This window comes from Streptomyces sp. NPDC088910 (genome assembly GCF_044749865.1).
GTDB lineage: Bacteria > Actinomycetota > Actinomycetes > Streptomycetales > Streptomycetaceae > Actinacidiphila.
In genome coordinates this window covers 319401-343498 of record NZ_JBIVIV010000009.1, presented here as the reverse complement: position 1 = coordinate 343498, position 24098 = coordinate 319401, and the positions used below count along the sequence as shown (strand labels likewise).

The window sequence follows — 24098 nt, the reverse complement described above, 5'->3', positions numbered from 1 at the left end:
CCGGTCCGGCAACAACGGCTCGATTCGCGCCCACTGCGCGTCGCTTAACGGCACACCCGGACCAACGATCAGATGATCCGAACGAAACGGCCTAGGGGTCGTACGGGCCGCTCGTGGGCGCTCAGTTCTGCGCGGACGAGTTCTGCCGGAGCGTCTTGGTCAGGTCCACGAAGCCCGGCCGCGCCAGCACGAGCCGCCCGTCGCGTACCACCTGATAAGTGACCTTGGAGTTCACCATCCGGGAGTGGCTCGGGATGCCCAGCAGATCCGTCTGCGTCCAGCCGAGATCCGGGGTGAGGCCGCCGGTCGACAGGTGGGTCGTGGTGTCCATCGCGCGGTGCAGATTGTCCGCGTTCACGCTGACCTTCTCGTCCATCTCCCGCACCACCTTGGCGAAGACGGTGTACGCGACCCAGGTGGTCTGCACCCCGGGGTCGGCGACGTCGATCCGGTCGTCGCCGAACGCGTACTTCTTCACCACCGACTTCATCTCGGCCCACTTGGCGTCGGACGCGGGCGGGTACCAGCCGGTCACGTACGCGTTCTCCAGCGGGCTGCCCGCGCCGCCGGTCGAGTCCACCACCGACTGCTGCACGCTGCCGAGCACCGAGGACAGCCGCACTTTCGGCTGCTCCTCGCCGACTCGGCGCAGGGAGTCGAAGAAGGTGCTGGTGCGGTCGCCGAGCACCGCGGAGACGCAGGTGGAGGGCTTGTTGTTGCCGACCGCGGCGGTGGCGATGTCGGTGTAGTCGTTGGAGTCGTCGGCCGTGAGCATGTCGCGCGCGGGCGGCCGACCGCCGCTCTTGAGCCCCTGGTCGAGGAAGATCGGGAACTGGTCACCGGTGATCGTGTCGGGCCGCACCAGATTGACCTTCTTGCACAGGTCCGCCAACTGCCGTCCGCTGCCCGCCAGCAGCGCGGGCAGACCGCCGTTGACCGGGTACGACAGCAGGCTCTGGAACTCGTCGGCGGTGATGCCGTAGCCGCCGATGTACGGGATGCCGTTCGACTCCAGGGCGGTGGTGAAACTGCCGCCCTCTTCGCTGTAGGAACCGACAACCGCGACCGCGCCCGCCTTCGCCGCCTGCTGCGCGCAGTCCGTGACGGCGACCGCGTCATGGCGTTCGTTGCAGGTCAGCACCTTCAATTTGCGGCCGTTGAGACCGCCCTGCTCGTTGGTGTACTTCTCGAATGCCTGCGCCATGGCGAGCATTCCCGGCATATTGGTCGATTTCGTTTCGACCGGCGCCCACGTCATCACGACGAGCGGTCCCGTGGAGCCGCCCGAACCCCCGGGAAGCACACCGCACCCGCTGAGCAGCGCACTTGTGGCCAGCAGCGCGACGGCAGCCGTGCGGACCCTGCGGATACGCCGTTCCCTCATGTCATGCGAAGATTCCGGCCCGCGCCCAACGCCGGGGTGACCACAAGCGAACGGACGGTCACTATCAGGTGAATTACGGGTGGCGTCGGTGGAGAACGTACGATGCGCCATTGTGCAAGGTTCGGAGAAGTCTTCCCGTCGCGGCCGTCACTCCTCCACGATGGGGGGCATGCCGCTCAATGACATGCCCTGGTGGCGCTGGCGCAGCAATGTGCGCTCCGCGCTGCACATGATCAGCGACCCGGTGTTCCAGCGGGAGGTCTGGCAGACCGGCCGCGAGGGATACGGGGACGTCACGGACGCCGTGTACCGGCTCGTCGAGGACACCTGGCTCGACAACTGGTCCGCCGAGAAGTACGTGGGCACGATCTTCCGCGACTCGCAGGAGGCCGCGCTCGTCGACGTCGCCGTGCTGCGCGTCCTCAAAATCCTGCACCAGGTGGGCGCCGACGCACCTGTCGCCGCCTATCTCGACCACCACGCCTGGCCGGAGGCGGTCCGCGCCGCCCGCGACGCCCACGTACGGATGTCCGCCGCCGACGGCGACGACCCGGACACGCCGCCGCGCTCGCTGGAGGTGCTGGCGATCTACATACGGTCGGCGTGACCGTCGGATGTTCGTACGTCCCCGGGCCGCACCTGGTGCGTGTTTTCCGGTGGCACCTGATTTTCCCCGCGTCACCTGGCGCGCGATATCCGTGGGTTCCGCTTGACGGACAGTCCGACCTGAGGGGGTCGGTTTGTGCGAGGCTGACGGCGTGACCGAACAGCAGCCGCCGCAGCCAGACCCGCAGTACGTCCTCACCCTGTCCTGCCCGGACAAACAGGGCATCGTGCACGCGGTCTCCAGCTATCTCTTCATGACCGGTTGCAACATCGTCGACAGCCAGCAGTTCGGCGACCAGGACACCGGCCTGTTCTTCATGCGCGTGCACTTCTCGGCCGAGCAGGCGGTGACCGTGGACAAGCTGCGCGCCAGCTTCGCGGCGATCGCCGAGGCGTACCACATGGACTGGCGGATCCACCCGTCAGACGAGCGCATGCGGGTCGTGCTCATGGTCAGCAAGTTCGGGCACTGCCTCAACGACCTGCTCTTCCGCACCAGCATCGGCGCGCTGCCGGTCGAGATCGCCGCCGTGGTCTCCAACCACACCGACTTCCAGGAACTTGTGGGTTCCTACGGCGTTCCCTTCCACCATGTGCCGGTCACCAGGGACACCAAGGCCGAGGCCGAGGCGCGGCTGCTGGAGATCGTGCGCAAGGAGGGCGTCGAACTCGTCGTGCTCGCGCGCTACATGCAGGTGATCTCCGACAACCTGTGCCGTGAGCTGTCCGGTCAGATCATCAACATCCACCACTCCTTCCTGCCGAGCTTCAAGGGCGCCAAGCCCTACCACCAGGCGCACGCCCGCGGTGTGAAGCTCATCGGCGCCACCGCGCACTATGTGACGGCCGACCTCGACGAGGGGCCGATCATCGAGCAGGAGGTCGAGCGGGTCGGCCACGAGGTCACGCCGGAACAGCTCGTCGCCATCGGGCGCGATGTGGAGTGCCAGGCGCTGGCCCGCGCGGTGAAGTGGCACAGCGAGCACCGGGTGCTGCTCAACGGCCACCGCACGGTCGTCTTCGCCTGAGCGGAAGCTCTCTGCTTGAGTCTTCTGTCTCAGCTCTTCGCTTGAGCTCTCTGTCCGACCGGGCTCTTCGGCCGGCCCTCGTCAGGGCAGAGGCGTCCGTCTCAGAGGCGGGACAGGGACGCCGTGGCGAAGAGCACGTCACGGATGACGTCGCGGTCGCCGATCTGGCCGACCGCGATCCGCTCCGGCTCGATGTGACCCGCCGCCAACTGGCAGAACTCGACGCAGTCCATCGCCACATGGGCGACCATCTCCTCCGGCGACGCGACGGCGCCGGGCGAGTCCAGCGGCAGATACCACTGGCCGCCGCCCTTGCCCTCGACTTCGAGCAGCAGCGAACGGCCCGGCGTACCGGCCGTCACCAGATGCGTCGGCGAGGTGGTCAGACCGGCCCTGCGCCGGTCCGCCAGCGCCTCGGGCAGCAGCCGCGCGGCGAGGTCGATGATGCGGTTGAGATTGCGCGGCGCCGGGGGATCGTACGGATAGTCCACGGCCTCGGCGATGTCCGACGCGTGGATCCAGCACTCGAAGGCCCGGTCCAGGAAGGCGTCTTCCAGCGGCAGCGCGAACGAGCCGTAGTCGACATCGAGCCCGCCCGCGCCGCCGCCCGCGAAGGAGACCGTACGCACCAGGCTGTGGCTCTGCTCGCGCCACAGGGAGCGCACGGTCGCTCCGGGCAGCATGCTGTGCGTCGCCCAGTGCGCGGCGGTGCGCTCGACCGGGGTGAGCGGGAAGTCGCCCATAGTGCGGGCGTTGCGCAGCCGGGCGCGGGAGGCGATGCCCATTCCGATGCCCAGGCCCAGGCCGCCGAGCCCGGAACGCGGCGGGTCCGCCGACGGGTCGCCGCCGTCCGGCGGCAGCCCGAGCGACCTGGCGATCAGGCTGTCCACGGCGGTGAGATGACCGATGACCTGCGCGACCGTGAACTCCGTCGACCGCTGCTCGCCGTCGTGCCACTTCAGCTCGACCGGTGCCTTCCAGTAGCCGTCGCCGAGGTCGCGCAGCAGCGCGTCCAGCCGGGCGGCCTCCGCGTCGAACGGTCCGGCCCACTCGGGCACCGGGATACGCGCCGGCCGACGGCCGAGGCAGCCTTCCAACACCCGTGCCCGCAGCAGCGGATCGAGGTCGAGCGAATCCTCCTGGTGCAGCAGACCCACCGCGTCCCGCAGTCGCAGCGCCTCATCCGCACAGGTGGCGCAGTCCGTCAGATGCACTTCGACCGCCAGCGCCTCGTCCTGCGAGCACACCGACAACGCCCACGCGCCGAGCAGCGACTTGAGGGTGCGGTGGTCGTAGTGCGGCAGTTGGGGCATCGGCTGGTGCGACTCCGCGGGCGGCTGCCGGTGCGCGGTCTCCCGCGTCTCGGGCTGCTCGCGCTGGTACGGGACGCGCGGCTCGCCGTCGTCCCCGCCGTGCGGGCCGTCGCCGTTGTGGAACGCGGGACCGCTCATCGTCGCCCTCGCTGTCCCCGGGGATCCAGCGGGTGGTCGTCGCCCTGCTCGCCCGGTTCCATGGCCGTGGACAGCAGTTGCAGCCCGAGCCGGAGCCGACGGCGCGCCTCGTCCTCGCTCACCCCGAGCCCGGCCGCCGCGGTGCGGTAGTCGACCCTTTCCCGGTAGGCCAGTTCGAGGGCGGCGCGCAGCGGCGCGGGCATCGAGGTGACGATGAAGTCGGCGCGGGCCGCCGTGTTGGCCTCGCGTACCCGGGCTTCCACCTCGTCCGGCGTGGAACGGCCCCGGTTCGACTGCTGTCGCAGCCGGTGCACGGCCTGCCGCTGGGTGAGTGTCGCGATCCACGACCGCAGCGAGCCGTGCTTCGGGTCGTAGGCGTCCGGATTTTCCCAGATGTAGCCGAACACCTCGCGGGTGATGAGGTCGGCCGCGTCGTCGTCGTCCATCACGCGATAGGCCAGGCCGTGCACAAGTGAGGCGTACCGGTCGTACAGCTCGCCGAGTGCGGCTTCCTCACCGCGCGCCAGCCGCTGCTGCATCTTGCGGTCCCAGCGCGGTGGTGCGGGTGTCGCCATCTGCCGCCCCCTTGCCTCGTCGCCTGCCCTGTCGCCCCTTGCCCGGCCACCGACCGTAGCCGAGTGTGTTCAGCGTGCCCGAATGCGCTCAGGTCGAATGTAACGGGCACCTCCTGCGACGTGCGTCGCTTTGCACCAACCTGCTGCTGACTGTGATCGATTTTGGCGGTCTGTTATCCGGGTGTGACCGGAACATTGCAGAGTTACGACGGAGAACGGGCATAGGGTCATGGTGATGATGTTCCTGAAGTCGACGGCGAGGCGAGGTGGGAACCGGTGCTGGTGACCCAGGCCGAGCGAGACGGCTGGGTGGTGGTGACGGTCGCGGGTGAGATGGACCTGATCTCGTCTCCCGCGGTCCGGCAGAAGGTTCACGACGCGGTTGCCGCAGGGCGGCGCCGGGTGGTACTCGACCTCGTTGACGTGCGCTTCTGCGATTCCAGCGGAGTCGGTGTCCTGATCGGTGCCCGGCGGCTGATGCGGTCCTGCGCGGGTCGCCTGCGCATCGTGCTGCCCGAGGACGTTCCCACGGTGACGGCGCCCACCGAGGGCTACGGCGGCGGCGCGCACGTCAACCGGGTGCTGGCCGCCCTCGGCGTACGACGGCTCTTCGAGGTCTATCCGGATCTGGAAGCCGCGACGGACGACACCGCCAGGCCCCTCTCGGCCTGAACCGGCCTCTGCCGGCGGCCCCTTTCGGCCAATCTCGCTCGACTTCGCTCGCCTTCACCATTCCTCTCCTTTCCCCTTTCCTTCCCGTCCGTCATCACTCGTGCGGGGACTCCCGCACCGCGTACGCGCCCAATGACGGCTCCAGTCGCGTGAACGCCTCCCGCGCAATCCGTCCCAGCGCGTCGAACAACTCCCTTTCGGTCGTGCCCTGTCGCACCCGGCGCTGCGCCTCACCGAACAACAGCCTCAGCACCGTGCTGAGTTGGGCGGCGGCATGCCGCGGCTCGAAGGCATCCGGCTCGTCGCCCACGGCCTCGGCGAGCGTGACGGACAGTGCCTGCTCCTGGTGGTCGTACATCTCGCGGAGGCGGGCGCGCAGCACCGGACTCTCGTCGATCAGCCGCGTGAATCCGGGCTGGGTCCAGCCGAGCAGCGCGTCGTGCCGCTCGACCGCTTCGAGGTAGTCCCGGCGCACCGCGTCCAGTGCGGACTCGCCGACGGGGCGGGCGGCGAAGGCGCGGGCGGGGCCGGTGATCACCTCTTCGTGCATGTCGAAGAACAGGTCCTCCTTCCGCGGGAAGTAGTTCGTGACGGTCATCTTCGAGACCCCGGCCGCCTCGGCGACGTCGGCGATCGTCGTCCCCTCGAAGCCCCGCTCGACGAAAAGGGCGGTGGCGGCGTGGGTGATGGTCTGCCGGGTCTGTTGCTTCTTGAACTCGCGGAGCTGGGCCATGGTTCCCACTTTAGTAGGTCGGACCTAAAAAAAGTCTTGACGGGCTGAGTGGGTCCGTCCTAACTTTAGGTCCAATACAAGAAATTGAGGAAGAGGAGACCGTGATGACACTCCGACTGATGGCCGTCCACGCCCACCCCGACGACGAGTCCAGCAAGGGCGCCGCCACGCTCGCGCACTACGCGGCCCATGGGGTCGATGTCCTGGTCGTGACCTGCACGGGCGGGGAGCGCGGTGACGTGCTCAACCCGCTGCTGGACACACCGGAGGTCAGGGCCCGGCTGCCGGAGGTGCGACGACGGGAGATGGCCGCCGCGGCGGCCGTCCTCGGGGTGCGCCAACGGTTCCTCGGTTTCTCCGACTCGGGACTGCCCGGGCAGGGCGAGGCGCTGCCGGAGGGCTGCTTCGCCCGCGAGGATCCGCTGGTCGCGGCCGAGCGGCTGGTCGCGGTGGTCCGGGAGTTCCGGCCCCATGTCCTCGTCACCTACGACGAATCCGGCGGCTATCCGCATCCGGACCATGTCCAGACCCATCGCGTCGCCGCCGAGGCGTTCGACGCGGCGGGGGACTCGGCACGCTTCCCGCTGGCGGGTCCGGTCTGGCAACCGCTGAAGCTGTACTACCAAGTGGCCTTCTCGCGCGCCTGGTTCGAGACCCTGCACCACGGCATGACGGCCCGAGGGCTCTCCTCCTCGATGGGCCAGGTGCTGGACGAGTGGCCCGACTGGGCGGTCGAGCTGCACCCGACGACCCGGATCCGCTGCGAGGACCACTTCGCCACCCGCGACCGCGCCTTTCGCGCGCACGCCAGCCAGGCCGCTCCGGACAACCCCTTCTTCTCCCACCCTCGGGACCTCGAACGGGCCCTGTGGCCCACCGAGGACTACGTTCTCGCCCGCTCCTACATCCCGGCCAAGCTTCCGGAGACCGATCTCTTCGCCGGAATCAAGGAGTGACGGGCGGTGCGGGGAGGAAGGAGCGCGGGACGCGCGCCGCCGGTCGGGGCCTGGCCGGCCGGTCCGCTCAGTTCGGCCGCTCGTGAGTGTCGGCGAAGCGCTCGCGGAGCTTGAACTTGAGGACCTTGCGCAGGGTCTCGTTGCGGGGCAGGGCGTCCACGATCTCCAGTTGCTCGGGGAGTTTGTGGACGGCGAGCCCCGAGCGGCGCAGGTGGTCGGTAATGGTGGCCAGGGTGAGGGGATCGGCGCCCGGCGGCTGTTCGACCACGGCGCAGACGCGTTCACCACGGTCGGGATCCGGCAGGCCGATGACGGCGACATCGCCCACCGCCGGGTGCTGGTAGAGGAGTTCCTCGATCTCCTTGGCGGAGATGTTCTCGCCCTTGCGGATGATGACGTCCTTCAGGCGCCCGGTCAGGACGAGATGACCGGTCTCGGTGAGGCGGCCGAGGTCACCGGTGTGGAAGTAGCCCTGGGTGTCGAAGGCTTCGGCGGTCAAGGCGGGATCGGTGTAGCCGAGGCACACGGCCTCACCGCGCAGCAGCACCTCGCCGTCGTCGGCGATCCGGATCTCCATCGCGGCGGGCGGGCGGCCCTCGGTGGTGGCCCTTTGGTCGACGGTGTCACGGGGGGAGCCCATGGTGATCATCGGTGCCTCGGTCATGCCGTAACCGTGGGCGAGATCGCAGCCGAGTTCCCGGACGATCTCGTGGTAGAGCTCCGGCGGCTTGGGGGCGCCCCCTCCGGAGAGCAACCGCAGGGTGGGGATGAGTGTGCGGCCGGGCCGCTTGCGCTGCTCGGTGAGGAAGAGCGAGTAGAAGGCGGTGGAGCCGCCGGCCATGGTGACGCCGTGGGACCGGTAGGCGTCCAGAGAGGCGGGGAGGGCGAACTGTTCGAGGAGTAGGGCCGGAAAGCCGTACAGCAGCAGCATCACCAGATAGTCGGGTCCACCGATGTGAGCGAAGGGGAAGGCGATGGAACCGATGTCCTCGGCTCGCATCTCCAGTGCGTGGGCGAGACAGGAACCGCCCGCGATCAGACCGCGGTCGCAGTGCAGCACACCCTTGGGGTCCGAGGTGGTGCCCGAGGTCCAGTAGATCCAGCGGACGGTGGTCCCGTCGGACGGCGGCGGGGGCAGGGTGCCGGGATCGCCTTCGGGAAGGGAGTCGTAAGCGACCAGGACGGACGGGCGGTCGGCGAGATCGAGGCGGTCGGCCATGGCGGTGTAGTCGAAGCCGCGCCAGGTGCCGGGTACGGCGAAGAACTCGGCCCGTGTGCGGCTGAGGGCGTAACCGACCTCGCGGTCGCGGTAGATGGGGATGACCGGGATCTGCACCGCCCCGAGCCGGGCCAGGGCCAGGGAGAGGACGACGGTCTCGACGCGGGTGGGCAGTTGCCAGGCGAAGCGGCTGCCGGGCCGCACCCCGAGTCCGTACAGGCCGGCGGCCACGCGCAGCGCCCGTGCGCGCAGTTCGCCGAAGGTGACGCGGCGGTCCTCGGTGTCGAACAGCACGGGGGCGTCGGGGCTGAGGGCGGCGCGGCGGTCCAGTAGCTCCCACAGGGTCCGGGAGTCGCTGAGTGTCGCGATGGTCGGATCCATGCCGATCGCCTCCCCGCACCGTAGCTGACGAAGCGTCAGGTTTTTCAGAAGGGTAAGTCGCCGCCGCTTGTCGGTCCAGAGGTGGGTCGATACGGTAGATCTGACGATCCATCAGATCAGATGCCTCGTCAGATCGGCGATCGGAAGCGTCATCCGGATGCAGTGAGGGAGTGGCCGATGGAACTGCCCAGGATCATCAGCGTCGACGACCATGTCATCGAGCCCGCGCATCTCTTCTCGACCTGGCTGCCGGAGAAGTTCCGCGAGCGGGGACCGCAGCCGCTGACGGCGGGGATCGGCGAACTGGCCTACATCGGTGGGAAGTACCGGTTCACCACCGATCCCGAGGGTCAGCTCACCGACTGGTGGCAGTACGAGGGCGAGTTCTTCCCGTACAAGCGGATCATCGCGGCGGTGGGGTTCTCGCGGGACGAGATGACGCTCGACGGGATCACCAGGGAGCAGATGCGGCGCGGGTGCTGGGACCCGGTCGAGCGGCTGAAGGACATGGACCTCAATCACGTCGAGGCATCCCTCTGCTTCCCCACCTTCCCCCGGTTTTGCGGGCAGACGTTCGCGGAGGCGCACGACAAGGAGGTGGCCCTGGCGTGTGTGCGGGCCTACAACGACTGGATGGTGGAGGAGTGGTGCGGTGACAGCGGGGGCCGGCTGATCCCGCTGTGCCTGATCCCTTTGTGGGACGTGGAGTTGGCGGTGGCGGAGATCCGCCGCAACGCCGCGCGGGGGGTGCGGGCGGTCACCTTCAGCGAGATCCCGACGTATCTGGGGCTGCCGTCGATCCACTCCGGCTACTGGGACCCGTTCTTCGCTGCCTGCGAGGAGACCGGCACGGTGGTGAACATGCACATCGGGTCGTCGTCGCAGATGCCCGCCGCGTCACCGGACGCGCCTCCGGCGGTGCAGGCGAGTCTGAGCTTCAACAACGCGATGGCGTCGATGATGGACTTCCTGTTCTCCGGGGTGCTGGTGAAGTTCCCGCGCCTGACGCTGGCCTACAGCGAGGGCCAGATGGGGTGGGTGCCCTACGCGCTGGAGCGGGCCGACGACGTGTGGCGCGAGCACCGGGCCTGGGGCGGGGTCAAGGACCTGATACCGGAGCCGCCGTCCACGTACTACCGCAGGCAGATCTACTGCTGCTTTTTCCGCGACATGCACGGTGTCGCCTCGCTGGACACCATCGGTGAGGACAACGCGATGTTCGAGACCGACTACCCGCACGTCGACTCGACCTGGCCCCATACCAAGCAGGTAGCCGCCGACCACATGGCGGGGCTGTCGGACGAGGTCACGTACAAGCTGCTGCGCGGCAACGCCATCCGGATGCTGGGCCTCGACCTTGACCGGTGAGGCGGTTGGCGAAGCCGCCGGCGGTGCCGGGATCGCCCACGGCCTGGTGGTCGCCGTCACCGGGGCCGCGCGCGGGATCGGCAGAGAGCACGCGCTGGCCTTCGCCGCCGAGGGCGCCCGGGTCGTCGTCAACGACGTGGAGTCGGCCGCCGAGGTGGTGGCCGAGATCCGGGCGGCGGGCGGTGAGGCGGTCGCGCACGAGCGGTCGGTCGGTGAGTGGGCGGGCGCGCGGTCGCTGGTGGACGCGGCGGTGGAGCACTGGGGCCGGCTGGACGTGCTGGTCAACAACGCGGGGGTGCTGCGGGACCGAATGCTGGTCTCGATGACGGAGGAGGAGTGGGACACGGTCGTACAGGTCCATCTCAAGGGGCACTTCGCGACGCTGCGGCACGCGGCGGCGCACTGGCGGGAGCGGAGCAGGGCGGGTGAGGAAGTGAACGCGAGCGTGATCAACACGACCTCGGGCGCGGGGCTGCTCGGCAGCGTCGGCCAGGCCAACTACGCCGCCGCCAAAGCCGCGATCACCGCGCTCACCCAGGTCGCGGCGGTGGAGCTGGCGCGCTACGGCGTCACCGTCAACGCCATCGCGCCCGCCGCCAGGACGCGGATGACCGAGCAGGCGATGCCGGACCTGGTCGCCCGGCCCGCCACCGGCTTCGACGTCTACCACTCGGCCAACGTCTCCCCGCTGGTCGTCTGGCTCGCGGGACCCGAGGCACGCGAGGTCACCGGGCGGGTCTTCGAGGTCGAGGGCGGCGCCGTATCGGTCGCCGACGGCTGGCGGCACGGCCCGCGGACCGACGTGGGACGCCGTTGGCGGCCGGTCGAACTCGGTCCCGTGGTCCGCGCGTTGCTCGCCGAGGCGACCCCGCCGGAACCCGTCTACGGAACGGGGTGAGCGGACCGTGGACCTCGCATACACCGACGAGGAAGAGGAGTTCCGCGCCCGACTGCGCGCCTGGCTCGGCAAAGTGCTGCCCACCCTGCCTCCACCGCCCGACCCCCGCGACTGGCCGGGACGGCGCGCGTACGACACGGGCTGGCAGCGGCTGCTGTACGACGCCGGATACGCGGGACTGCACTGGCCCAAGGACGCCGGGGGCCGCGGCGCCACCCCCACCCAGCACCTGATCTACCTGGAGGAGACCGAGCGGGCCGGAGCGCCGTACGTGGGCGCGAATTTCGTCGGGCTGCTGCACGCCGGGCCCACCATCGCGGCAGAGGGCACCGAGCGGCAGCGCCGCCGCTGGCTGCCGCCGATCCTGCGGGGCGAGGAGGTGTGGTGCCAGGGGTTCAGCGAGCCGGACGCCGGTTCCGACCTCGCGTCCCTGCGCACCCGCGCGGTCCGCGACGGCGACGCGTACGTCGTCACCGGCTCCAAGATCTGGACCTCGCACGCCGAAGTCGCCGACTGGTGCGAGCTGTTGGTGCGCACCACCCCGCGCGCCGACGGCACGCCCAAGCACCACGGCATCAGCTGGCTGGCGATGCCGATGGACGCGCCGGGAGTACGGGTACGGCCGCTGCGGACACTCGCCGGATCGACGGAATTCGCGGAGATGTTCCTGGACGAGGTACGGGTGCCGGTCGGCAACCGATTGGGGGCGCAGGACGACGGCTGGCGGGTCACCATGGTGACGCTGTCCTTCGAGCGTGGCACCGCGTTCGTCGGCGAAGTCGTCGCCTGTCGCCGCACCCTCGGCGAGGTCGCCCGCGCGGCCCGCGCCAACGGCACATGGGACGACCCCGCCGTCCGCCGCGCGCTCGGCCGGCTCGCCGCCGAATTCTCCGTCCTGTGGCGCCTCACCCAGTGGAACGTCAGCGCCTCCCAGCACGCCCTGCGCACCGGCGGAAGCGCCGTTCCCGGCACCGGCGCCTCCGTCTTCAAGCTCCGCTACTCGCAGGCGAGGCAACTCCTCTACGACACCGCCGCCACCGTCCTCGGCCCCCTCGCCCCCGACGCCGACCACCCGTGGACGGCCGAACGCCTCAGCTCGCTGTCCTACACGATCGCCGCGGGCACCTCGCAGATCCAGCGCAACATCGTCGCCGAACGCGTCCTCGGCCTGCCCAAGGAGCCGAGAGGGTTACCGGAGAGGAGCGCACCGCCATGGACTTCCGGCTGACCGCCGACCAGCGCGCCCTGGTCGGCGCGTTGCGGGACCTGCTGGCCGCCCGCTTCGACCGGACCGCCCTGCGCGCCGCCGTGGACGCGGCCGAGGCGGAAGGCGGTACCGCCATCCCGCCACGGGACATCTGGCGAGCCCTCGGCGAGACCGGCTTCTTCGGGCTGCGCCTGCCCGAGGCGGACGGCGGCGTCGGGCTCGGGCTGCCGGAGGCCGCGCTGCTCTTCGAGGAGGCGGGCGGCGCGCTGGTGCCCGGCCCGCTGACCGCCACCCACCTCGCGGCGGGAGTGGTACCGGGGGCCGCGACCGGCGAGGCCGTGGTCACCCTGCTCGACGCGAGGGGAGCGGGCCCGCACTCCGTCGCCCACCTCGACGCGGCAGACGCCGTCCTCGTCCTCACCGACACCGGCACCGGCACCGGCACTGGCACCGATACGTCTGAGGCCGAGGCCGCAGTCACGGTCGCCGAGGCGTCCGCCGTACGGCGGCGCGCCGAGCCGCTGCGGTCGGTGGACCCGCTGACCCCGCTGCATCTGCTCACCATGGCGGACATATCGGAAATAACGGTGAGCAGGACAGTGCCCGTGCGAGCCGTCGCGTTACGGCGTGAGGCGGCCGTGCTGGAGGCCGCGCAACGGGTGGGGAGCGCGGGGCGGATGGTGCGTATGGCAGTGCAACACGCCCGGGAGCGCGAGCAGTTCGGACGACCGATCGGCTCCTTCCAGGCGGTCAAGCACCTCTGCGCCGAGATGCTGGTCCGCGCCGAGCTGGCCCGTACCGCGCTCTACGCGGCGGCCGTCACCGCCGACCCGTACGAGACCGCCGCCGCGCGCCTGCTCGCCGACGAGGCGGCGACCCGTAACGCACGCGACTGCCTGCAGGTCTTCGGCGGCATGGGCTTCACCTGGGAGGCGGATGTGCAGCTGCACATCAAGCGCTCCTGGATACCCTCCGTGTGCGGCCAGGAGCCGGCGGCTGACGAGGACATGCTCGCCGAATGGCTGCTGTGATGACGCTGCGCACACACCGTGGCCGTTCGCTGACCCTCCGATTACGGAGTGTCCGCACGGTGTTGTGTCCGATGCGTGACTTGCCACGCAGTGGAGTCGGCGAACACCTCGGGTACGCTCCATCGGGTGCGTGTTGGTTCCAGGCTGCCCAGAGGCGCCGTCCGGCTGAGTCGGACGGGCGTCACGGCTGGGCGTTCGAATCCCCGTCGGAAGTGCCGCACAGTATGCAGCACACGTACTCCGTTGCGCTGGAATATGCCCGAAGCGCTTGTTGGCGTGACTGTAGGTCAATCATGCTGTGTTGTGCCGGGGTCACGCACGGTGATCTCGGGCAGAAGCGAGGCGTTGTGTCCGCCGGTTCGGATGGTGTGAGCGGTGCAGGTGCTTCAGGTGCAGCTTGAGGTCGGTGTGGACCCCGCGGAGGTGGGGCGGGCGCGTCGCTGGGCGCGCTCCCGGCTCGTGGGTTCGGGTATAGGAGCCGACGAGCCGGTCGCGGAGACGCTGATCCTGCTCATCTCCGAGCTGGTGACGAACGCGGTGGTGCACACCGGCTGCCCCGCCGTCCTGCGGATGCTGTTCCCCTCGGCGCCCGCCTCTCCGGTGCGGGTCGAGGTGTCCGACAGCAGCGAGGCCCCGCCCGCCCCCCGGCACGCGCACCGCGACGAGACCGGCGGTCGCGGCCTGGAGCTGGTCGACGGCCTCGCCGACCGCTGGGGCTGGCAGCCGGAAGGCGCGGGCAAGCAGATCTGGTGCGAGGTCGACCGCCGTCAGGCCACGGTCCTCACCTAGGACGCGGGGGCGTCGGACCGCACGCCCCGCCGTACAGACACCGCACCGCGCGCCCGACTCGTAGGACCAGCACCAGCACCAGCACCAGCACCCCCGCCTGCTCCGTGCCATCCCAGGGACCAGGACCAGGGTCAGGGCCACCGCACCGCTCACAGCACCGCCACCGGAGCCACCGGCGCGCCCGCCCCGCCCACGAAGGGCTCCGGCGTGGCATCGAGCCAGAACGCGTAACGCCCCTCCTCGGCGCAGGCCGCCGACAGGCCCTCCAGATTCCAGTTCTGGCCCTGGAGCATGCCCATCTCGACCAGGTCGAGCCCGTGCACCGCCAGCCACAGATTCTCGACCTCCGGCGGGAAGATCTCGAAGGTCAGCGTGTCGTTGGCGACCGCCGCCACATCCCGCGCGTGGAACCACTCCGGTGTGCGGATCGACAGGCCGGGCGACGGATACGCGTACGCCTCCTTGTCGCCGCCGAGATACGCCCGCATCTGGCCGGTCCGCACCAGCACCACATCCCCGGCCCGTACCGCCGTGCCCGCCAACTCCTCCGCCGCGCAGAGGTCTTCCGGGGTCACGGCGTGGTCGCCGGGCAGCCGGTCGACGCCGAGCGCGCGCGCCACGTCCAGCAGCACGCCGCGCGACACCACGGAGGTCACCTTCTCGATGCCGCTGAAGGCGGCGCCCGCGTGCGCGGTCACCGAGTCGGCCCGGCGCCCGTTGTAGATCAGGCCCGAGTGCGAGACGTGGGGGAGGCCGTCCCAGTGCGTCCCGGCCTGAAGGCCGAGGGTCACCACGTCGTCGCTGGTCGCGATGGTGCCGGGCCCGAAGATCTCCTGGTTGAGCGCGACCATCGTGCGCAGCGGATTGACCCGGCCGGGGATCAGCCCGGTCTGTACGCCGTCCTGCCGCAGCGGCAGCGCGAGCGGCACGCGGCGGCCACCGCGTACGGTCGCGGCGGCGGCGCGCACCACCTCGTCGGTGATCAGGTTGAGGGTGCCGATCTCGTCGTCGGCGCCCCAGCGGCCCCAGTTGTTGACCCGGCGGGCGATGTCGAGGAACGCGTCGGGGAGGGCCACCGGAATCTCCAGATCGTGTGAGGGGTCGCGTACGCGGTCGTGTACGGGTCTTGTGCTGGACGGGGTCCGCACTCGTAATATCTAACGACCCGTCAAATCTAACGGTCCGTCAGAAACGATGAGAAGGGGCGGGACGTGGGCAACTTCCTGGCCGGAAAAGTCGTGGCCGTCACCGGCGCCGGGCGCGGCATCGGACGCGCGGTCGCCATCGCCTGCGCCGCGCAGGGATCGAAAGTCGTCGTCAACGACTACGGCGTCGCCATGGACGGCGCGGGCCAACCGGCAGGCGAGGTGGCCGAGTCGGTGGTGAAGGAGATCGAGGCGGCGGGCGGCGAGGCGGTCGCCGTGGCCGACGACGTGTCCACGATGGCGGCGGGCGAAAGGATCGTGTCGGCCGCGACGGACCGCTGGGGACGGCTCGACGGCGTCGTCTGCGTCGCCGGCATCCTGCGCGAACGCATGCTCTTCAACATGGCGGAGGACGAGTGGGACCCCGTCATCGCCACCCACCTCAAGGGCACCTTCACCGTCTTCAGGGCCGCCAGCGCGGTCATGCGCCGCCAGGGCCACGGCACGCTGATCGGCTTCACCAGCGGCAACCACCAGGGCAGCGTCTCGCAGGCCAACTACTCCGCCGCCAAGGGCGGCATCATCTCGCTCGTCCGCAGCGCCGCCCTCGGCCTGAACAAATACGGCGTCACCGCCAACTGCGTGGCCCCCGTGGCCCGTACCCGGATGTCGGCGGGCGTGCCCATGGAGCTGAAGGAGATCGGTGAGCCGGAGGACGTCGCCGCGCTCGTCGTCTACCTGCTCTCCGACCGCGCCGCCGACACCACCGGGCAGGTCTACACGGTCGCGGGCCCCAAGATCGCGCTGTGGGCGCAGCCCAGGGAGATACGTTCCGCCTGGTCGCAGGACGGGCCCTGGACGCCGGAACGGCTGGCCGACGTCATCCCGGCGACCATCGGCACCGACCCCATGCCCATGCTGGAACAGCTCGACGCCATGCGCAGGGCCGCCGCGGCCAAGGACCGCCCCAACGCCTAGGGAGCGCCATGGACTTCACCTTCGGACCCGAGGTCGACGCCTTCCGCGCGGAGGCCCGCCAGTGGCTCGCCGCCAACGCCCCCGCCAACGCCCTCGCCGACACTCCGGCCGCCACCGACATGCGCGCCGCGCCCGACCGCCGGGCCTGGGAACGTACCCTCGGCGCGGCGGGCTGGATCGGCCTCGGCTGGTCCGGAACGTACGGCGGCAACCGGCGCGCGACGCTCGCCCAACAGGTCGCGTGGGGCGAGGAGTACGCCCGCGCGGGCGCCCCCGTAAGGACAGGACACATCGGCGAGAAGCTGCTGGCGCCCACCCTGGAGGCGCACGGCACACCCGAGCAGTGCGAGCGCTTCCTGCCGCCGATCGCGCGCGGGGAGGAGCTGTGGTGCCAGGGGTACAGCGAGCCGGGCGCGGGCTCCGACCTGGCGGGTGTGCGGACGGCGGCCGTACGCGATCCGGCGGACGGCTCGTACCGGGTGTCGGGGCAGAAGATCTGGACGTCACTGGCGCGTGACGCCGACTGGTGCTTTCTGCTCGCGCGCACCGAGCCCGGCTCGCGCCGCCATCATGGCCTGAGCTTCCTGCTGCTGCCGATGGATCAGCCGGGGATCGACGTGCGCCCGATCCGGCAGATGTCCGGCGCGGCCGACTTCAACGAGGTGTTCTTCGACGGCGCCCGCGCCGTCGGGGTCGTCGGCGCGGAAGGCGGCGGCTGGCAGGTCGCCATGGCGCTCCTCGGCCACGAGCGCGGCGTGTCCACACTGGTCCAGCAGATCGGCTTCGGGCGGGAGTTGGCGGAGGTCACGGAGGCGGCGCGGCGCACAGGGGCCGACACCGATCCGATCATCAGGCAGCGGCTGATACGGCTGTGGGCGGAGTTGCGGACGATGCGCTGGAACGCGCTGCGCACCCTCGGCACCGCCGACCTCGCCGCGCCCAGCGCGGCCAAACTCCTCTGGTCGGCCTGGCACCAGCGGCTCGGCGAGCTGGCGATGACCGTACGCGGCCCGTCCGCCGCCACCGGTCCGCGCGACTGGACACCGGCCGCGCCGTACGAACTCGACGCCGCCCAGCACCTGTTCCTCTTCTCCCGCGCCGACACCATCTACGGCGGCTCGGACGAGGTGCAGCGCACGATCATCGCGGAGCGGGCGCTGGGGCTGCCGAGGGAGCCGAAAGGGTGAGCGCGTCCGAGGAGGAAGAGGCCATCAGGGTGAGCGCGTCTCCCCGGCACGCCCCGCACCCCCGGCACGCCCCGCACCCCCAGCACACCCCGCACACCCCGCACCCGCCGCACGGCCCTGGGCGCGAGCCGCCCTACGAGCCCGCGCACGGCCTCCTGCGCGGCCGTACGGTCCTGGTCACGGCCGCCGCGGGCAGCGGCATCGGCTTCGCGACCGCGCGGCGCTGCGCCGAGGAGGGCGCGGTCGTGGCGATCAGCGACCGGCACGAGCGGCGGCTGGCCGAGGCGGCCGCGGAGTTGGAGAAGCTGACCGGCCAGGCGCCGCTGGCCGTGCCGTGCGACGTCACCGTCGAGGACGATGTGCGGCGGCTCTTCGCGGCCGTCACCGAGCGGTTCGGCGGTCTGGACGTCTTGGTCAACAACGCGGGCCTCGGCGGCACCGCCGCGCTCGTCGACATGACGGACGCGCAGTGGTCGACCGTCCTCGACGTCACCTTGAACGGCACCTTCCGCTGCACCCGCGCCGCCCTGCGCCACATGCGGGAACGCGGCACAGGGGTGATCGTCAACAACGCGTCCGTGCTGGGCTGGCGCGCCCAGGCCGGACAGGCGCACTACGCGGCGGCCAAGGCGGGCGTGATGGCGCTGACCAGGTGCGCGGCCGTGGAGGCGGCCGAGTTCGGCGTACGGGTCAACGCGGTCGCGCCGTCGCTGGCGATGCACGCCAACCTCGCGAAGGTCACCAGTGACGAATTGCTGGCGGAACTGACCGCGCGCGAGGCGTTCGGGCGGGCCGCGCGGCCCTGGGAGGTCGCCAACGCGATCGTCTTCCTGGCCAGCGGCTACAGCTCCTATCTGACGGGCGAGGTGGTCTCCGTCTCGTCCCAACACCCTTGACACCCTTGAGGGGGCGCACATGAGCGGGCACGGCGGCACGGTAGGCAGCACTAATGGTGACGCGCACGCGGACGGCACCAAGGGGGGCGCCGCGCTGGACAGCACTTATGGTGACGTCCGGGTACGTGTGCGGGGCGTCGTCTTCGACGGCAAGCAGGCGCAGGTCGTGGACGACCTGGAGGTCCGCGCGCCGGGGCCCGGTGAGGTGCGGGTACGGATCGCGGCGGCCGGGCTGTGCCACAGCGACCTGTCGGTGATCGACGGGACGATCCCGTTCCCGGTGCCGGTCGTGCTCGGCCACGAGGGCGCGGGAGTGGTCGAGGCGGTCGGCGCGGGGGTGACCCACGTGGTGGTCGGCGACCATGTGTCGCTCTCGACGCTGGCCAACTGCGGGACGTGCCCCGAGTGCGACCGTGGCCGCCCCACGATGTGCCGTCAGGCCATCGGCCGCCCGGGAAAGCCCTTCACCCGGCAGGGGAAGCCGCTCTTCAACTTCGCCTCGAATTCCGCCTTCGCGGAGCTGACCGTGGTCAAGGCCGTCCAGGCGGTGAAAATCGCACCGGAGATCCCGCTCACCTCGGCCGCCCTGATCGGCTGCGGCGTGCTGACCGGCGTCGGCGCCGTCCTGAACCGGGCGCGCGTCGGCCTCGGTGAGAGCGTCGTCGTCATCGGCACCGGCGGCATCGGCCTCAACGTCCTCCAGGGCGCGCGGATCGCGGGCGCCTCCCGCATCGTCGCCGTCGACAACAACCCGGCCAAGGAAGCGCTGGCCCGGCGGTTCGGCGCCACGGACTTCGTCGCCGACGTCGCTTCCGTACGCGACCTGCTGCCGCACGGCGCCGACCACGTCTTCGAGTGCGTGGGCCGCACCGCCCTGATCCGGCAGGCGATCGACCTGCTCGACCGGCACGGCCAGGCGCTGCTGCTCGGAGTGCCGCCCGCCGACGCCGAGGCGTCGTTCCGCGTCTCCTCGATGTTCCTGGACAAGGCGATCCTCGGCTGCCGATACGGTTCCTCGCGCCCGCAGCGCGACATCGTCCTCTACACCGACCTCTACCGGCAGGGGCGGCTGCTGCTGGACGAACTCGTCACCGAGACCTACCCGGTGGAGGACTTCGCCAAGGCGGTGGACGACGCCGCGCACGGGCGGGTGGCGCGCGGCGTGCTCACCTTCTGAGCCCTCTCTCCCGGCCGTCAGAGTCCTACGGGCCCTCCGCGCCTTCCTGACCCTCGGGGCCTACCGTCCGGCCGCGCTGTGGAACGTGCGGCGGTACGCCGTCGGTGACACGCCGAGCGCGGCCTGGAGGTGCTGACGCATCGACGCCGACGTGCCGAAACCCGCCTGCTCGGCGATCTGGTCGACCCCGAGATCGGTGGACTCCAGCAGGTGGCGGGCGTGTTCGACGCGCTGCTGCGTCAGCCACTGTCCCGGGCTCATCCCCACCTCCTCGCGGAACCGCCGGGTGAAGGTGCGTACGCTCATCGACTCGCGCTCGGCGAGCTGCCGCAGCGTGAGCGGCGCGTGCAGCCGGTCCAGCGCCCAGGAGCGCGCCCGCTCCGTACTGGCCAACTGCGGCTCCGGCAGCGGCCTGCGGATGTACTGCGCCTGGCCGCCCTCCCGGTGCGGCGGGACGACGGTGCGGCGCGCGACCCCGTTCGCCACCGCCGTACCGAAGTCGCGGCGCACGATGTGCAGGCACAAGTCGATGCCCGCGGCGACCCCGGCCGAGGTCAGGACGTCGCCGTCGTCCACGTAGAGGACATCGGGGTCCACCTTGACCTGCGGGAAGAGCCGCTGGAAGTGGTCCGCGCTGCTCCAGTGGGTGGTCGCGGGGCGGCCGTCGAGCAGGCCCGCGGCGGCGAGCAGGAAGGAGCCGGTGCAGATCGAGACCGTACGGGTGCCGGTCCGCATCCGGCGGAAGGCGGCGGCCAGCGCGGGCGTCAGCACCCCCTCGGTGTAGACGGTCCCCAACTCGTGCGAGGCGGGCACGACCACCGTGTCCGCCTCGGCCAGCGCTTCGAGCCCGTGCTCGACGACGACGCTGAAATCGGCGTCGGTACGGACGCTGCCGGGGGCGACGCTGCACGTCACGACCTCGTACAGCTTCCTGCCGTCCTCGACGCCCTGTGCGGCGCCGAAGATCCGCAGCGGGATGCCCAGTTCGAACGGGATCACGCCGTCGAGCGCGAAGACGGCGACCTTGTGCCGGTCGGGGTGCTGGAAAACGGCCATGGCTCGATCCTTTCACATCATGGCCATCGGGCCACTCGTCCGGTGGTACCGATCTCCGGAGACTGTTCGAGTGACGCAGACATCGCACTCCGCCGGTCAGGTCCCTGACACTGTGACCGCCGCACCAGGGCCGGCCGCCACGCCTGGCGAGGCCGCCGCGCCCGGTGTCGTGCCGGGTGCCGTACCCGGTGTCATGCCCGGTGTCGGTGTCGGTGTCGCGCCTGGTGCCGTATCCGGCGTCGCTCCTGACCTCGGTCCCCGCCCCGGCGCCCGCGTACGACCGCACCGCGCCTGGGCCGTCGCCGTCGTCACCTTCGTGACCCTCGTCGGCGCCGCCGCCTTCGCCTCGCTCCCCGGACTGCTGATCGACCCGCTGCACACCGAATTCGGCTGGTCGCGCGGCATGATCGGCTTCGCGGTCTCGGTGAACCTCGCGCTGTACGGGCTCACCGCGCCCTTCGCCGCCGCGCTGATGGACCGCTTCGGCATCCGGCGCGTGGTGGCGTGCGCGCTGGTCACCATCGCGCTCGGCGCGGGACTGACCGTCTACATGACGCAGGTGTGGCAACTCGTGCTGTGCTGGGGCGTGCTCGTCGGCCTCGGCAGCGGCTCGATGGCGCTGGCCTTCGCCGCCACCGTCACCAACCGGTGGTTCGTCGCCCGCCGCGGCCTGGTCACCGGCATCCTCACCGCGGGCGGCGCGGCCGGACAACTGGTCTTCCTGCCCGTGCTGTCCTGGATCACCGAACACCACGGCTGGCGCCCGGCCGCCGCGGTGGTGGCCTGCGCCGCGCTCGCCGTCGTCCCCTTCGTCTGGTTCCTGCTGCGCGACCACCCCGCCGACGTGGGCCTCGCGGCCTACGGCGCCGCCGAGTTCACCCCCAAGCCCGCACCGGTCGCGGGCGCCGCGGGCCGGGCGCTGCGGGCCCTGCGCGACGCGGCACGTACCGGACCGTTCTGGCTGCTCGCGGGCACCTTCGCGATCTGCGGCGCGTCCACCAACGGCCTGGTCAAGACCCACTTCGTGCCCGCCGCCCACGACCACGGCATGCCCGTCACCGCCGCCGCCTCCCTGCTGGCCGTGATCGGCGTCTTCGACATCGCGGGCACGGTGGCCTCCGGCTGGTTCACCGACCGCGTATCACCGCGCCGCCTGCTCGCGATCTACTACGGCCTGCGCGGACTCTCCCTGATGTTCCTCCCCATCCTGCTCGCGGACAGCGTCCATCCGCCGATGGTGCTGTTCATCGTCTTCTACGGCCTCGACTGGGTCGCCACCGTCCCGCCGACCATCGCCCTGTGCCGCGAGCACTACGGCGAGAACAGCGCGATCGTCTTCGGCTGGGTCCTCGCCTCCCACCAGATCGGCGCCGCCCTCGTCGCCTATCTGGGAGGTGTCGCGCGTGACGCGTTCGGCTCGTACGACGTCGTCTGGTACTCCTCCGGTGCCCTGTGCGCGGTGGCCGCGCTGATGTCCCTCGTCATCCGCCGCCGACCGGTCGCCGCGGTACCGGCGTTGGCGGTTACGGGGTGAACGGGCCGAAAGGAGCGAAAGTTCCGAATCCGCCCCGGTAGAACAGCAAAGGTCCGGAAGGGTTCTCGGGGCCGGCCGGGGCGTCCGGGTTGTCGTCGCCGTCCGTCGCGCCCAGCGCGACCACCCGGCCCACCACCACGAGGTGGTCGCCCCCGGTGTGCACCGCGTGGATCGCGCAGTCGATCCACGCGGACGCGCCGCCGATCCGGGGCGACCCCGAAACGGGCGCGGGCGTCCAGTCCACGCCCGCGAACTTGTCCGAGCCACTCACCGCGAACTGCCTGCACAGCGGGGACTGCCCCGCCGTCAGTACGTTGGCGCAGAAAACGCCCGCACGGGCGATGCGCGGCCAGGTCGTTGACGTACGCCCGACCATGAACGCCACCAGCGGCGGCTCCAGCGATAGCGACACGAACGACTGGCAGGCGAAGCCGGCCGGCCCGTCGGGGCAGGCCGCCGTCACCAGTGTCACGCCGGTCGCGAAACGGCCGAGCACCCCGCGGAATTCACCCTGGTCCACCGGTGCCCGCTCGTCCGGGCCCACCGCCCGCAGCGCGGCACGCGCCCCGGCCAGTGGTGCGGCGCCCGGCAGCGCCGTGGGCGCCGCCGCCGGACCTCCGGCGCTCGGCGCCGCGGCCGTCGCCGCCCCGACCGACCTCAGATACCGCACGGCGGTCTCCGCCATTCCCGCGTGTCCCATCACCCCTCCATTGAATCTGACGGACCGTCAGATAGGAAGGGTGAGGTGAGGCCGAGGTGAGGTCGGGGTGAGGTCGGGGTGAGGTCGGGGCGCTGTCGATCGGCGGGAACCGGGTTTCTCGGCGGGGGCGTGCTCGTCGGCCGGTGGCCGGTGGCCGGTGGCGGGTGGCAAGTGGCGGACGTCGGGAATCGGGTCACCGGCCCCGGAAGTGCGGCTGCCGCCGTTCGGTGAAGCTGCGGACGCCCTCCAGCGCGTCGGCGGTGGTCATGACGATCTCCTGCGCCGCCGCCTCGGCGGCGAACGCGGTGGCGCGGTCGGTGTCGAGGGAGGCGTTGACGAGCTGTTTGGCCAGCGCCGTCGCCCGCGTGGGCCCGGCGGCCAGGCGGTCCGCCCAGGCGCGCGCGGTCTTGTCCAACTCGGCGGCCGGTACGACGCGGTTCACCAGGCCGAGGCGTTCCGCCTCGGCGGCGGGCAGCGCGTCGCCGAAGAAGAGCAGTTCCTTCGCGCGCTGCGGGCCGATCAGCCGCGGCAGCAGATACGCGCCCCCGCCGTCGGGGGCCAGGCCGCGCCGGACGAACACCTCGATGAACGTGGCCCGTTCCGAGGCGAGGACGAGGTCGCAGGCGAGGGCGAGGTGGGCGCCGATCCCGGCGGCGGTGCCGTTGACCGCCGCGACGACCGGCTTCTCGCAGTCGAGCACGGCCGCGATCAGCCGCTGCGCGCCGCGCCTGATCGTCCGCGCCACATCGCCCGGCACCCGCTCGGCCGGTGCGCTCGCGCCTCCGCTCAGATCCGCGCCCGCGCAGAACGCCCGGCCGGTCGCGGTCAGTACGACGGCCCGCACGTCCGGTTCCGCCGAGGCCGCTTCGAGCAGGCCGATCAGGCGTTCGCGCTGGTCCCAGGTCAGGGCGTTCATGGCGTGCGGGCGGTCGAGCGTGATCCACGAGACCCCGTTGTCAGTGGCGTGACGTACAACTGACTCAGCGGAATCGTCCGGTGACTCAGCGGAGTCGGCGGCGGTGTTGTCGGAGTCGGTGGAGGGGGAGTCGGCCATGGGAATCCTCGGTCGGAGCGAGAAGAGCGGGCACGGGGTATGCGGGCACGGGGCACGCGGGCACGGGGCACGC

Annotated in this window: 23 protein-coding genes; 14 read left to right on the top strand and 9 right to left on the bottom strand. The window is 71.1% G+C overall.

Translation table 11 applies throughout. The features are described from left to right. Positions 1–121: 121 nt before the first annotated feature. The gene (locus ACIP4Z_RS22470) at positions 122–1384 is read right to left on the bottom strand and encodes an ABC transporter substrate-binding protein (RefSeq protein ID WP_401310677.1); all 1263 of its coding nucleotides are present in this window, start codon (positions 1382–1384) and stop codon (positions 122–124) included. A gap of 160 nt (positions 1385–1544) precedes the next feature. Between ACIP4Z_RS22470 and ACIP4Z_RS22465 the strand changes: the two genes are divergently transcribed. Together ACIP4Z_RS22465 and purU are read left to right on the top strand one after the other, a co-directional pair. Beyond that, positions 1545–1991 carry a hypothetical protein gene (locus tag ACIP4Z_RS22465; RefSeq protein ID WP_355337548.1) on the top strand — a complete coding sequence of 149 codons (447 nt, stop codon included), beginning with the start codon at positions 1545–1547 and terminating at the stop codon, positions 1989–1991. Positions 1992–2142: 151 nt separating this feature from the next. Beyond that, entirely contained in the window at positions 2143–3018 is an 876-nt protein-coding gene (gene purU, locus ACIP4Z_RS22460; RefSeq protein ID WP_188279924.1) for a formyltetrahydrofolate deformylase, read from the top strand. Between the two features lie 101 nt (positions 3019–3119). Here the strand turns inward: purU and ACIP4Z_RS22455 are convergent, their stop codons facing one another. Together ACIP4Z_RS22455 and ACIP4Z_RS22450 are read right to left on the bottom strand one after the other, a co-directional pair. Then, entirely contained in the window at positions 3120–4469 is a 1350-nt protein-coding gene (locus ACIP4Z_RS22455) for a maleylpyruvate isomerase N-terminal domain-containing protein (protein WP_355337552.1), read from the bottom strand. Beyond that, on the bottom strand, positions 4466–5044 hold the full coding sequence (locus ACIP4Z_RS22450; RefSeq protein ID WP_355337555.1) for a sigma-70 family RNA polymerase sigma factor: 579 nt from the start codon (positions 5042–5044) through the stop codon (positions 4466–4468). The genes ACIP4Z_RS22455 and ACIP4Z_RS22450 overlap by 4 nt, the downstream gene beginning before the upstream one ends. A 282-nt stretch (positions 5045–5326) precedes the next feature. Here ACIP4Z_RS22450 and ACIP4Z_RS22445 point away from each other — a divergent pair, with 282 nt between their 5' ends. Then, positions 5327–5716, top strand: a complete 390-nt coding sequence (locus tag ACIP4Z_RS22445; RefSeq protein ID WP_391043574.1) for an anti-sigma factor antagonist — start codon at positions 5327–5329, stop codon at positions 5714–5716. 94 nt (positions 5717–5810) lie between these two features. On the opposite strand, the gene ACIP4Z_RS22440 is transcribed toward ACIP4Z_RS22445, so the two are convergent. Continuing rightward, on the bottom strand, positions 5811–6449 hold the full coding sequence (locus tag ACIP4Z_RS22440; RefSeq protein WP_355337558.1) for a TetR family transcriptional regulator: 639 nt from the start codon (positions 6447–6449) through the stop codon (positions 5811–5813). A 104-nt stretch (positions 6450–6553) separates the two neighbouring features. On the opposite strand from ACIP4Z_RS22440, the gene mca reads away from it, so the two are divergent. Next, a complete protein-coding gene (gene mca / locus ACIP4Z_RS22435) occupies positions 6554–7405 on the top strand; it encodes a mycothiol conjugate amidase Mca (RefSeq protein WP_355337561.1) in 852 nt (283 codons plus the stop codon). A gap of 67 nt (positions 7406–7472) precedes the next feature. On the opposite strand, the gene ACIP4Z_RS22430 is transcribed toward mca, so the two are convergent. Continuing rightward, positions 7473–9005, bottom strand: coding sequence for a class I adenylate-forming enzyme family protein (locus ACIP4Z_RS22430; protein WP_401310670.1), 1533 nt, complete (start codon positions 9003–9005; stop codon positions 7473–7475). Positions 9006–9182: 177 nt separating this feature from the next. Between ACIP4Z_RS22430 and ACIP4Z_RS22425 the strand changes: the two genes are divergently transcribed. From ACIP4Z_RS22425 to ACIP4Z_RS22405, 5 genes are all read left to right on the top strand, one after another. Next, the gene (locus ACIP4Z_RS22425) at positions 9183–10373 is read left to right on the top strand and encodes an amidohydrolase family protein (protein WP_401310667.1); all 1191 of its coding nucleotides are present in this window, start codon (positions 9183–9185) and stop codon (positions 10371–10373) included. Beyond that, positions 10363–11271, top strand: a complete 909-nt coding sequence (locus tag ACIP4Z_RS22420; RefSeq protein WP_401310664.1) for an SDR family oxidoreductase — start codon at positions 10363–10365, stop codon at positions 11269–11271. The genes ACIP4Z_RS22425 and ACIP4Z_RS22420 overlap by 11 nt, the downstream gene beginning before the upstream one ends. 7 nt (positions 11272–11278) lie before the next feature. Further along, positions 11279–12499, top strand: coding sequence for an acyl-CoA dehydrogenase family protein (locus tag ACIP4Z_RS22415; RefSeq protein WP_401310661.1), 1221 nt, complete (start codon positions 11279–11281; stop codon positions 12497–12499). Then, positions 12484–13509 (top strand): acyl-CoA dehydrogenase family protein, encoded by a 1026-nt coding sequence (locus tag ACIP4Z_RS22410; RefSeq protein ID WP_401310658.1) that lies wholly within the window; start codon positions 12484–12486, stop codon positions 13507–13509. The genes ACIP4Z_RS22415 and ACIP4Z_RS22410 overlap by 16 nt, the downstream gene beginning before the upstream one ends. Before the next feature lie 375 nt (positions 13510–13884). After that, a complete protein-coding gene (locus ACIP4Z_RS22405; protein WP_355337579.1) occupies positions 13885–14298 on the top strand; it encodes an ATP-binding protein in 414 nt (137 codons plus the stop codon). A gap of 149 nt (positions 14299–14447) precedes the next feature. Here ACIP4Z_RS22405 and ACIP4Z_RS22400 read toward each other — a convergent pair whose 3' ends face one another. After that, the gene (locus ACIP4Z_RS22400) at positions 14448–15374 is read right to left on the bottom strand and encodes a cyclase family protein (protein ID WP_401310654.1); all 927 of its coding nucleotides are present in this window, start codon (positions 15372–15374) and stop codon (positions 14448–14450) included. Between the two features lie 135 nt (positions 15375–15509). Between ACIP4Z_RS22400 and ACIP4Z_RS22395 the strand changes: the two genes are divergently transcribed. The 4 genes from ACIP4Z_RS22395 to ACIP4Z_RS22380 all read left to right on the top strand — a co-directional run bounded on the left by ACIP4Z_RS22395 (position 15510) and on the right by ACIP4Z_RS22380 (position 19681). Then, positions 15510–16421 (top strand): SDR family oxidoreductase, encoded by a 912-nt coding sequence (locus ACIP4Z_RS22395; protein ID WP_401310651.1) that lies wholly within the window; start codon positions 15510–15512, stop codon positions 16419–16421. A gap of 8 nt (positions 16422–16429) precedes the next feature. Then, positions 16430–17608 (top strand): acyl-CoA dehydrogenase family protein, encoded by a 1179-nt coding sequence (locus ACIP4Z_RS22390; RefSeq protein ID WP_401310649.1) that lies wholly within the window; start codon positions 16430–16432, stop codon positions 17606–17608. Further along, entirely contained in the window at positions 17605–18504 is a 900-nt protein-coding gene (locus ACIP4Z_RS22385; RefSeq protein WP_401310648.1) for an SDR family oxidoreductase, read from the top strand. The genes ACIP4Z_RS22390 and ACIP4Z_RS22385 overlap by 4 nt, the downstream gene beginning before the upstream one ends. A gap of 127 nt (positions 18505–18631) precedes the next feature. Next, positions 18632–19681 (top strand): Zn-dependent alcohol dehydrogenase, encoded by a 1050-nt coding sequence (locus ACIP4Z_RS22380; RefSeq protein WP_401310730.1) that lies wholly within the window; start codon positions 18632–18634, stop codon positions 19679–19681. 60 nt (positions 19682–19741) lie between these two features. Here the strand turns inward: ACIP4Z_RS22380 and ACIP4Z_RS22375 are convergent, their stop codons facing one another. Next, complete coding sequence (locus ACIP4Z_RS22375) at positions 19742–20737, bottom strand: GlxA family transcriptional regulator (protein WP_401310645.1); 996 nt, start codon at positions 20735–20737, stop codon at positions 19742–19744. 193 nt (positions 20738–20930) lie between these two features. Here ACIP4Z_RS22375 and ACIP4Z_RS22370 point away from each other — a divergent pair, with 193 nt between their 5' ends. Continuing rightward, positions 20931–22271, top strand: a complete 1341-nt coding sequence (locus tag ACIP4Z_RS22370; RefSeq protein ID WP_401310727.1) for an MFS transporter — start codon at positions 20931–20933, stop codon at positions 22269–22271. On the opposite strand, the gene ACIP4Z_RS22365 is transcribed toward ACIP4Z_RS22370, so the two are convergent. Both ACIP4Z_RS22365 and ACIP4Z_RS22360 read right to left on the bottom strand, forming a co-directional pair. Beyond that, the gene (locus tag ACIP4Z_RS22365) at positions 22261–22971 is read right to left on the bottom strand and encodes a flavin reductase family protein (protein WP_401310642.1); all 711 of its coding nucleotides are present in this window, start codon (positions 22969–22971) and stop codon (positions 22261–22263) included. The genes ACIP4Z_RS22370 and ACIP4Z_RS22365 overlap by 11 nt on opposite strands. A gap of 193 nt (positions 22972–23164) precedes the next feature. Continuing rightward, positions 23165–24025, bottom strand: a complete 861-nt coding sequence (locus ACIP4Z_RS22360) for an enoyl-CoA hydratase-related protein (protein WP_355337597.1) — start codon at positions 24023–24025, stop codon at positions 23165–23167. Positions 24026–24098 lie beyond the last annotated feature (73 nt).